The organism is Nocardioides bigeumensis (genome assembly GCF_039531755.1).
Lineage (GTDB): Bacteria > Actinomycetota > Actinomycetes > Propionibacteriales > Nocardioidaceae > Nocardioides > Nocardioides bigeumensis.
This window is the reverse complement of the sequence record NZ_BAAAQQ010000001.1, coordinates 236,517-246,010: the sequence shown is the minus strand read 5'-3', so window position 1 is coordinate 246,010 and position 9,494 is coordinate 236,517. Positions and strand designations below refer to the sequence as shown.

At 71.9% G+C, this 9,494-nt stretch carries 9 protein-coding genes and 1 rRNA gene; 3 read left to right on the top strand and 7 right to left on the bottom strand.

Annotation, left to right across the window (positions count from 1 at the left end):
- The first annotated feature begins 183 nt into the window (after nt 1–183).
- From rrf to ABD295_RS01240, 3 genes are all read left to right on the top strand, one after another.
- Nucleotides 184–300 (top strand): 5S ribosomal RNA (rrf, locus tag ABD295_RS01250).
- Nucleotides 301–424: 124 nt separating this feature from the next.
- Nucleotides 425–1,288 (top strand): tetratricopeptide repeat protein, encoded by an 864-nt coding sequence (locus tag ABD295_RS01245; RefSeq protein WP_344301698.1) that lies wholly within the window; start codon nt 425–427, stop codon nt 1,286–1,288.
- Nucleotides 1,289–1,448: 160 nt separating this feature from the next.
- Nucleotides 1,449–1,991: a DUF3145 domain-containing protein gene (locus tag ABD295_RS01240; RefSeq protein ID WP_344301697.1), complete on the top strand. Its 543-nt coding sequence runs from the start codon at nt 1,449–1,451 to the stop codon at nt 1,989–1,991.
- Nucleotides 1,992–2,020: 29 nt separating this feature from the next.
- Here the strand turns inward: ABD295_RS01240 and ABD295_RS01235 are convergent, their stop codons facing one another.
- From ABD295_RS01235 to ABD295_RS01205, 7 genes are all read right to left on the bottom strand, one after another.
- Nucleotides 2,021–2,758 (bottom strand): hypothetical protein, encoded by a 738-nt coding sequence (locus tag ABD295_RS01235; protein ID WP_344301696.1) that lies wholly within the window; start codon nt 2,756–2,758, stop codon nt 2,021–2,023.
- A 64-nt stretch (nt 2,759–2,822) separates the two neighbouring features.
- Complete coding sequence (locus tag ABD295_RS01230; RefSeq protein WP_344301694.1) at nt 2,823–4,289, bottom strand: acyl-CoA carboxylase subunit beta; 1,467 nt, start codon at nt 4,287–4,289, stop codon at nt 2,823–2,825.
- Between the two features lie 38 nt (nt 4,290–4,327).
- Nucleotides 4,328–5,566, bottom strand: a complete 1,239-nt coding sequence (gene fabF / locus ABD295_RS01225; protein WP_344301692.1) for a beta-ketoacyl-ACP synthase II — start codon at nt 5,564–5,566, stop codon at nt 4,328–4,330.
- 59 nt (nt 5,567–5,625) lie between these two features.
- Nucleotides 5,626–5,871, bottom strand: coding sequence for an acyl carrier protein (locus ABD295_RS01220; RefSeq protein ID WP_344301689.1), 246 nt, complete (start codon nt 5,869–5,871; stop codon nt 5,626–5,628).
- A gap of 74 nt (nt 5,872–5,945) precedes the next feature.
- A complete protein-coding gene (locus tag ABD295_RS01215) occupies nt 5,946–6,962 on the bottom strand; it encodes a beta-ketoacyl-ACP synthase III (RefSeq protein WP_344301688.1) in 1,017 nt (338 codons plus the stop codon).
- Nucleotides 6,959–8,146 carry an acyltransferase domain-containing protein gene (locus tag ABD295_RS01210; RefSeq protein WP_344301687.1) on the bottom strand — a complete coding sequence of 396 codons (1,188 nt, stop codon included), beginning with the start codon at nt 8,144–8,146 and terminating at the stop codon, nt 6,959–6,961. Before ABD295_RS01210 ends, ABD295_RS01215 begins: the two co-directional genes overlap by 4 nt.
- 106 nt (nt 8,147–8,252) lie before the next feature.
- Complete coding sequence (locus tag ABD295_RS01205) at nt 8,253–9,476, bottom strand: PucR family transcriptional regulator (protein ID WP_344301686.1); 1,224 nt, start codon at nt 9,474–9,476, stop codon at nt 8,253–8,255.
- Between the last annotated feature and the right edge of the window lie 18 nt (nt 9,477–9,494).

Genomic DNA, 9,494 nt, shown 5'->3' with positions numbered 1-9,494 from the left:
GCTTGCCACACAACCACAAACAAACCGATGGTTGTCGGCACACCCACCACCACGCACAACACACCAACAACAATTGGTCCTGCCAATGCTCGCGTCCACCATGAACAACCCAAACACCCCTACCCAAAGGGCCGGCCCACCAAGCCCCCCCAAGGGTAGGAGCGGTGTACAGGTGAATAGAGTTACGGCGGCCATAGCGACAGGGAAACACCCGGACCCATCCCGAACCCGGAAGTTAAGCCTGCCAGCGCCGATGGTACTGCAACCGAGAGGCTGTGGGAGAGTAGGACGCCGCCGAACATCCTTTGGGCAGAGGCCACCCGAATCCGGGTGGCCTCTGCTGCATTTGTTTGTGTGAGTACTGTGTCGGCATCTCCTAGGATGGGGACGCAGTTTTCTTGAAGAGAGTGTGAAGGAGACCCCGGTGGCCGACGAGCGCCGTCAGCGGCCCGAGCGACCCGCCCAGCGCGGAGCCGCCTCTGCTGGTCGTGGGGGAGGCCGTCGTCCGGACGGAGACCGTCGCGGTGGGCAGCGCCCCCAGCGCAAGGGCGAGTGGAGCCGGCCGGCCGACAAGCAGCTGCCGCGCACCGCGGACCAGGCGACCTACGACGGTCCGCCGCTGCCCGAGGACGTGACGGGACGTGAGCTCGACCGCTCGGTCACCGCGCAGCTCAAGGGCCTGCCGGAGAAGCTGGCGGCCCGAGTGGCGCGCCATCTCGCGGCGGCCCAAAAGCTGATCGACGACGATCCCGAGACCGCCTATCAGCACACTCTCGCGGCGAAGGCGCGCGCCGCGCGGATCGCGATCGTCCGCGAGGCGGCTGGTGAGGCGGCGTACGCCGCCGGTCACTACGCCGAAGCGCTCGCCGACCTGCGCGCAGCCAAGCGGATGAACGGCGCGACGGCGTACATCCCGATCATGGCGGACTGCCACCGGGCGCTCGGGCAGCCCAAGGAGGCCCTCAAGCTGGCGAAGAGCCCCTCGGTGGCGGGATTCCCCGCCCCGGCGAAGGCCGAGATGACCATCGTGGAGGCGGGCGCCCGCCGCGACCTGGGCCAGCTCGACGCGGCCCTGCGCACGCTCGAGATGGCGCCGTTGCTGTCGAAGTCGCGCGACCCCTGGGTGGTGCGACTGCGCTACGCCTACGCCGACACCCTCGAGGCCGCCGGCCGGGACAGTGACGCGCTCACCTGGTTCCACCGCACGTTGGCGATCGATTCAGACGAGCTCACCGACGCCGGCGACCGAGCCGACGCGCTGGAGAAGCGGGTCGACGCACAGGGCTGAGCACCTTGGTTGAGGCGTTCCGCTGGCGCACGGGCGCCACATCGGTCACAATGGAGCCACTAATCACATAGGTGTCACTCGTTGCACGGGCACACCTCCGATTCCGGACCAGGTCGCTGGGGAAGGCGCATCTCGCGCCGGGATCGAAGGAGGGGTCACCGTGACCACACGTGTCACCAGCAATGCAGGCGACCGCGCGGGCCACCGGGCTGCGACGCGGGGCGTCCTGTTCGTGCACTCTGCGCCCTCAGCGCTGTGCCCGCACATCGAGTGGGCCGTCGGGGGTGTGCTCGGCGTCGCCGTCTCCGCGGAGTGGACACCTCAGCCTGCCCAGGCCGGCACCTACCGAGCCGAGCTCTCCTGGTCCGGCGATGCCGGGTCGGCAGCGGCCCTCGCCTCTGCGCTGCGCGGGTGGAACCACCTGCGCTTCGAGGTCACCGAGGAGCCGACACCCGGCACCGAGGGGGCGCGCTACTCCTACACCCCCGAGCTCGGTGTCTTCCACGCGGTCACCGGGCTGCACGGCGACATCATGATCCCGGAGGACCGCCTCAAGGCCGCCGTGGTCAAGGCAGCGCTCGGGGACACCTCGCTGCTGCACGAGATCGACAAGCTGCTCGGGAAGCCGTGGGACGACGAGCTGGAGACCTTCCGGCACGCAGGTGAGGGCGCGCCGGTCCGCTGGCTCCACCAGGTCGTCTGAGCCGTCGGGCGGTTTGCGCCGACCCCTGCTCAGCGAGCGGTGCGCAGCGTCGTGGCGGCCGAGCGAGAGCCGGCGTAGGCGTCGGGATCGGCTCGGGTGAGCATCCGGTAGCGCTCCCTGCCGCCGTGCCAGGTGACCCGGACTCGGACCCGGCCGTGCGTGTTCGTCTCGGTGAGACCCCCGCCGACGCGGCGCCAGCCCGCCGCGGTGCGCCGCTGGAGGACGACGGTGGCGAGGTCGTTGGGCACCATCCCCTCCGGTGTCTGACGCGTGCTGGTCAGCGTGAACACCACCCGTTCACCTCGCTGCGGGCTGGCGTCCGCGACGCGCAGCGCGCTCGCGGAAGCGGGCAGGCCGAGCGTGAAGCTCGCCGGCGGCAGCTCCTCCGTCGTCTGGTTGCTCCCGCTCGTGCTGGTCAGCCTCGCCTCGATCCGGAAGGCGCCGCGGGAGGTCGCCCGACTGCACACCCCGAAGGTCGCACTCCCCGTGGTGGGATCGCTGTCGCTGATCACGAGCCCTGAGGCCACTCCGGCTCCGTCGGGTCCGAGCAGCCTGGTCTCGAGGTACCACGTCGCGGTCGTGGGCTGGAGCGCGTAGGAGTAGGCGTACGTGTGGCAGCCGTTCCAGAGCACGCCGTCGGCCGCAGTGACGGTTCCCGCGAGCACGTTGCTGGGGTCGCCGTCGGCCGCATGCGCGACCCCGCTCGGCACGACCAGCACGGCTGCGGACGCGAGCGCGGCGGTGAGCAGGGCGCGCGGCCGTGGCATGGACCCCTCCCGGGCTGTGATCGGCGTCACCAAGCCCAACGGGGAGGCCCGGCCAGGAGTTACGTCACAGCGGGATGTTGCCGTGCGCGCCCCGGCGTACGCCATGGCTCTGCACGGAGTCGTTGATCGCGCGGGCGATCGCCGAGCGGGTGCGGCCGGGCTCGACGACCTCGTCCACCACGCCGATCTCGACGGCCTTGTCGACGCCGCCGGCGATCCGCTCGTGCTCGGCGGCCAGCTCGGCCTCGACCTGGGCCCGGATGTCGGGGGCGACCTCGGCGAGCTTGCGCCGGTGCAGGATGCGGATCGCGGCGACCGCGCCCATCACGGCCACCTCGGCGCCGGGCCAGGCGAAGACGCGCGTCGCGCCCAGCGAGCGGGCGTTCATGGCGATGTAGGCGCCGCCATAGGTCTTGCGGGTGACCAGGGTGACCCGGGGCACGACGCACTCCCCGAAGGCGTGCAGCAGCTTGGCCCCGCGGCGCACGACGCCGTCCCACTCCTGTCCGACACCGGGGAGGTAGCCCGGCACGTCGACCAGGACGATCAGCGGGACGCCGAACGCGTCGCACATGCGCACGAAGCGCGAGGCCTTCTCGGCCGACAGCGAGTCGAGGCAGCCGCCGAGGCGCAGCGGGTTGTTGGCGACGACGCCGACGGTACGGCCGCCGAAGCGGCCGAGGGCAGTGACGATGTTGGGCGCCCAACGGGCGTGGAGCTCCTGGGTCGTGCCGTCGTCGAGGACCGACTCGACCAGGGGGTGCACGTCGTACGCGCGCTTCTTGGACTCGGGCAGCATCTCGCTCAGGTCGCGGTCCTCGACGGCATCGACGTCGAGGCTGCCCTGCGAGCCGAGGAGGTGCGCGACGGTGCGGGCCCGCTCCAGCGCTTCCTGCTCGGAGTCGGTGAGGATGTGCACGACCCCGGAGCGCCGACCGTGCGGCTCGGGGCCGCCGAGCCGGAGCATGTCGACGTCCTCGCCGGTGACGGAGCGGACGACGTCGGGTCCGGTGACGAAGATGCGTCCGTCGGGGCCCAGGATCACCACGTCGGTGAGGGCCGGACCGTAGGCCGCGCCCCCCGCCGCGGGGCCGAGGACGACCGAGACCTGCGGGATCTTGCCGGAGGCCTGCGTCATCGCCTGGAAGATGCGACCCACTGCGTGCAGGGACAGCACGCCCTCGGCGAGCCTGGCCCCACCGGAGTGCCAGAGCCCGATGATCGGGACCCGGTCGGTCATCGCACGGTGGTAGGCGTCGACGACGACGCGGCAGCCGACGTCGCCCATCGCGCCGCCCATCACGGTCGCGTCGGAGCAGAAGGCCACCACCGGCGTGCCGTTGACCCGGCCGACGGCGGCCAGCATGCCGGAGTCGTCGTCGGGCGTGATGGCCTCGAAGGTGCCGTCGTCGAGCAGGGCTGTGAGCCGGTGGACCGGGTTGCGGGGGTCCTGCTCGCGGGGAAGCCTGGCGGGCCTCGGGGACGAGCTCGGGACACGAGCCGCCGCAGGGGCGTCAACGGTCTGCGTCATCGGTCGGGCTTCTCCTGCTCCGAGAGGTCGAGGGCGGATCAGGCACTGCCGAAGGCGACCGCGACGTTGGCGCCTCCGAAGCCGAACGAGTTGTTGAGTGCGGCGATGTCGCCCTGGGGGAGGTCGCGTGGCTTGGTCGCGATGTCGAGCTCGACCTGTGGGTCCTGGTTGTCGAGGTTGATGGTCGGCGGGACCACGCGGTGATGCAGGGCGAGCACGGTCGCGATGGACTCGAGCGCCCCGGCGCCACCGAGCAGGTGCCCGGTCATCGACTTGGTGCTGGTCACCACGACCTGGCTCACGTGCGAGCCCAGCGTGGCGTGCAGCATCAGGCCCTCGGCGATGTCGCCCTGCGGGGTCGACGTGGCGTGCGCGTTGACGTGCACGATCGCCTCCGGGCCGATGTCGCTCTCCGCGAGAGCCCGCAGGATCGCGCGCGACCCGCCCCGGCCGGCGGGATCGGGCTGCGCGATGTCGTGGGCGTCGGCCGTGATGCCGGCGCCGAGGACCTCGGCGTACACCCGCGCGCCGCGCGCCCGGGCGTGCTCCTCCGACTCGAGCACCAGCACGCCGGCACCCTCGCCGAGCACGAAGCCGTCGCGATCGACGTCCCACGGCCGGGAGACCGCCGTCGGGTCGCCGCCCTTCTTGGACAGCGCCATCATGTTGGCGAACGCCGCCATCGGGAGCGCATGGATCGCCGCCTCGGTGCCGCCCGCGACGACGACGTCGGCGCGACCGAGTCGGATCTGGTCGACGGCCAGGGCGATGGCCTCGTTGCCCGAGGCACACGCCGACACCGGGGTGTTGACGGCGGCCCGGGCCCCGACGTAGAGGCTGATGTTGGCGGCCGGGGCGTTGGGCATCAGCATCGGCACGGCGAGCGGAGAGACCCGCCGTGGGCCCTTCTCGAGCAGAATGTCGTAGTTGTCGAGCAGCGTGGTGACACCGCCGATGCCCGACGCCATCGCGACGCCGAGTCGCTCCTGGTCCATGTCGGCCCCGTCGAGACCGGCATCCGCCCAGGCCTGCATGGCCGCGACCATGGCGAACTGGGTGGACCGGTCCCACCGGCGCGCCTTGACGCGTTCGAGGACCTCGGACGGCTCGACGGCCACCCGGCCGGCGATCTTGACCGGCATCTGCTCGACCCAGTCATCGGTCAAGGTGACGACGCCCGACCGTCCCTCGACCATGGCGTCCCAGGTGCTGGCGACGTCACCGCCGAGAGGGTTGGTGGTCCCCATTCCGGTCACGACGACACGCGTGCGGCTCATGTGTGAAGCCTCCGCTCTCTGCTCGAACTGTCTCGGTGGATCCTGGCGCCGGCGTGGGCTCAGCCCTGGGCGCGCTCGATGAACGCGACGGCGTCGCCGACGGTCTTGAGGTTCTTGACCTCGTCGTCGGGGATGGACACGCCGAACTTCTCCTCGGCGGCGACGACGACTTCGACCATGGACAGCGAGTCGACGTCCAGGTCGTCGACGAAGGAACGGTCGAGCTGCACCTCGTCGGCGTCGACGCCCGCGACCTCGTTGACGATCTCGGCGAGGTCGGCGCGGATCTCTTCGGTGGTAGCCATGCTGATGGTTTCCTCTCGGTTGGTTGGTGCGTTCGTGTGGGTCGGTGTGGCTGGAACGTGGGGAGAGCGCGGGCTCAGGGGACGGTGACGACCTGGGCGGCGTACGCCAGGCCGGCCCCGAAGGCGATGAGCAGGGCGAGGTCGCCGCTCTTGGCTTCGCCGTCCTCGATCATCCGGTCGAGGGCGAGCGGGATCGAGGCCGCGGAGGTGTTGCCCTGCTCGGCGATGTCGCGCGCGATCTTGACGTGGTCGGGCAGCTTCATCGCCCGGGCCATCGCGTCGATGATGCGCATGTTGGCCTGGTGGGGCACGAAGACGTCGAGGTCCTCGGCCTTCAAGCCTGCCCTCTCGAGGGCCTGGTGGGCGGTCTTGGCCATGGCGAAGGAGGCCCACCGGAACACCGGGTTGCCCTGCATGACGAGGTGCGGCATCACACCCGAGCCCGGGAGGGCGGGAGTGCCGACGACGTCGCGCCAGTCCTCCTTCTGCCGGATCAGGTCGAACTGCTCGCCGTCGGAGCCCCAGACGACCGGGCCGATGCCGGCGACGTCGGACGCGCCGACGAGGGCGGCACCGGCGCCGTCGGCGAAGATGAACGCCGTCCCTCGGTCGTGGAGGTCGAGCAGGTCGGTGAGTCGCTCCACGCCGATGACCAGGACGTTGGTGGCGCTGCCGCCGCGGACCATGTCGGAGGCGAGCGCGATGCCGTGGCAGAAGCCGGCACAGGCGGCCGAGATGTCGAACGCCGCAGCCTGGTCGGTGCCGAGCTCGTGGGCGATGGCGGTGGCGATGGCGGGCGTCTGGAGCAGGTGGCTGACGGTGGCCACCACGACGCAGTCGACCTCGGAGGCGTCCACCCCGGCACGCTCGAGGGCCTGGCGGGAGGCCGCCACGCTCATCATCTGCACGGACTCCTCCGGCGATGCCCAGCGCCGCTGCTTGATGCCGGAGCGCTGCTGGATCCACTCGTCGCTGGAGTCGATGGCCTCGATGACCTCGGCGTTCGGCACCACCCGCGACGGGCGGTAGGCGCCGATCCCCAGGATGCGTGCGTGGCGAGGAGCGGTCGACTCCCTGATCTCGGCGGTCATGCGGGGCCTCCTGCGGGGTGCAGCCGGACGAGGGGCTGGCCGGGTGAGACGAGGTCGCCGTCCTCGACGAGCCACTCCACGACCTGACCGCCGTGCCGCGCCACGACCGTCGTCCGGTCGCGGCTGCTGGCGAGGTCGCCGATCGTGGCGCCGGGCGCGAGGTCGACGGCATCGCGCGCGGCCTCGTCGAGGTGGAAGGTGCCCTTGCCCGGCGAGACGACCATCCGCCACGTGGGCGAGGCGTCGAACGCGCTGGACTCGCCGTGCTTGTCGCAGAAGTCGCGGGCGTCGTCGAGCTGGTCCGGCGACTTGAGGGCGAAGGTCTCGACGCCCTTGAGGTTGCGCTTGGCGATGCCCGTGAGGGTGCCGGCCGGAGGCATCTCGAGGATGCCGGTGACCCGGAGGTCGCTCATGGTGTCCATGCACAGGTCCCAGCGCACCGGGCTGGCGATCTGGCCGACGATCCGGGCGACGACGTCGCGGCCGTCGTGGACGACCCTGCCGTCCTTGTTGGAGATGACGGGGAAGCGCGGGTCGTGCGTGGAGACCGCGCGCGCCAGCTGCGCGAGCCGGGCGACGGCCGGCTGCATGTGCTCGGTGTGGAAGGCGCCGGCGACGCTGAGCGGAGTCAGGCGCGCCTTGGCCGGCGGCTCGTCGGCCAGTGCGGCGAGCTGCTCGAGGGTGCCGGCGGCGACGATCTGGCCGGGGCCGTTGTCGTTGGCGGGCGTGAGCCCGTGCTTGTCGATCGCGGCGAGGACCTCGTCGCGGTCGCCGCCCAGCACGGCGGTCATGCCGGTCGCGGTCACGGCCGCGGCCTCGGCCATCGCCTTGCCGCGCTCGCGGACCAGCACCATCGCCTGCTCGGCGGTGATCGCCCGGGCGCCCGCGGCTGCGGTCAGCTCGCCCACGCTGTGCCCGGCGACCGCTCCGACCCGCGCGAACGCGTCTGCCGGGTGCGGGAAGAGCTCGAGGGCGGCGACCAGGCCGGTGGCCACCAGGAGCGGCTGCGCGATCTCGGTGCGCCGGATGGTGTCGGCGTCGGCCTCGGTGCCGTGGTGAGCCAGGTCGATCCCGGCGACGGTGCCGAGCCACTCGATCCGCTCGGCGAAGGTCGGGTCCTCGAGCCACGGACCCAGGAAGCCAGGGGTCTGAGCGCCCTGACCGGGCGCGACGATGACGAGCACGACTCCCACTCTGCCGAAGACGACCACCAGTCCTCGCCTCCGGCGCTCACATACTTGTCGACCACTTCTTTGGAGGTTTCCTACAAAGAAGTGGTGGCGGGCGAGGTCAGGGAGATTCGCGCGGCAGTCCGCGGCCCGACTGCCGGCCCAGCGCGAGCGCCATCCGCAGCGTCAGGGCGTGGCGGGGGTCCGAGGCGGTGAAGCCGGTCAGGTCCGCGATCTGGCGCAACCGGTAGCGGACGGTGTTGGTGTGCACGAAGAGCGCGCGCGCCGTCGCCTCGAGCGCGGAGCCGCACTCGAAGTACGTCGAGAGCGTGTCGATCAGCGCGCCCTTGGCCTCGATGAGCGGCACGTAGACCTCGTCGACGAGGTGCCGTCGGGCGTGCCCGTCACCCGCGAGCACCCGCTCGGGCAGCAGGTCGTCGCTGTGCACCGGCCGCGGTGCCTCGGGCCAGCCGGTCGCCGCGCGGTGCGCTGACAGCGCGGCGCGAGCCGACAGGTGGGCGGTGCTGAGGTCGTCGGTGACCGGCCCCACGACCACCGGTCCCGGTCCGAAGCGGTCCGCGACCTTCTCCGCCGCCTTGTGCGGGTCGTCCACGCCGCCGAGGACCACCACCAGTCGGTCGCCCTGGGTGGCGCAGAGCGCGTCCATGCCGGCCGCGCGCGCGTCGCGGCGCACCCCGTCGAAGATGTCGGTCTCGGTACGCCGGGCCGGCACCGCGCCGAGCACCACGGTGACCCGGCCCTGCCCGGCCCAGCCCAGCGCGCTCGCCCGGGACAGCACGGCCTCGTCCGGCTCCGAGCGCAGCACCGAGTCGACGACCAGCGCCTCGAGCCGGGCGTCCCAGGCACCCCGGACCTCCGCGGCGCGGGCGTACACCTCGGCCGTGGCGAACGCGACCTCGCGGCCGTAGAGCAGCACGGCCCCGTGGACGTCCGGGAGGTCGTCGGGGGAGAGGTACTCGTCGACGTGCAGCTCGACGACGCCGATGCTGAGCCGGATCAGCGCGACGGTCTGCTGGAGACTGATCACGCCGGTGAGGGCTCGTGGGGCGGCGCCGAACACCGCCGAGGCGAGCGGGGACCCGGCCGACACGGATGTCTCGCCCGTGCGGAACCAGTCGACGAAGCCCCGGATGCCGGCCTGGACGATCTGCCCGACCCAGGAGCGCTCCTCGGCGGAGAGCTCGCGGAACCATGGCATCTCCTGCTCCATGCGGGCCATGGCGGCGGTGCTGAGCGCTCCGGTGGCCCGCTGGAGCGCATCGGCCGGCCGGCCCCGGTCGGGAGCGTCGCCGGGACCACCGGAGGAGAGCGCGGCGGTCGACACCCTTCGAGGGTAGTGCCG

Excerpts from the sequence above, each read along its gene's own strand:
- ABD295_RS01235 (WP_344301696.1), bottom strand. The coding sequence starts at position 2,758 with ATGCCACGGCCGCGCGCCCTGCTCACCGCCGCGCTCGCGTCCGCAGCC.
- ABD295_RS01230 (WP_344301694.1), bottom strand. The coding sequence starts at position 4,289 with ATGACGCAGACCGTTGACGCCCCTGCGGCGGCTCGTGTCCCGAGCTCG.
- fabF (WP_344301692.1), bottom strand. The coding sequence starts at position 5,566 with ATGAGCCGCACGCGTGTCGTCGTGACCGGAATGGGGACCACCAACCCT.
- ABD295_RS01220 (WP_344301689.1), bottom strand. The coding sequence starts at position 5,871 with ATGGCTACCACCGAAGAGATCCGCGCCGACCTCGCCGAGATCGTCAAC.
- ABD295_RS01215 (WP_344301688.1), bottom strand. The coding sequence starts at position 6,962 with ATGACCGCCGAGATCAGGGAGTCGACCGCTCCTCGCCACGCACGCATC.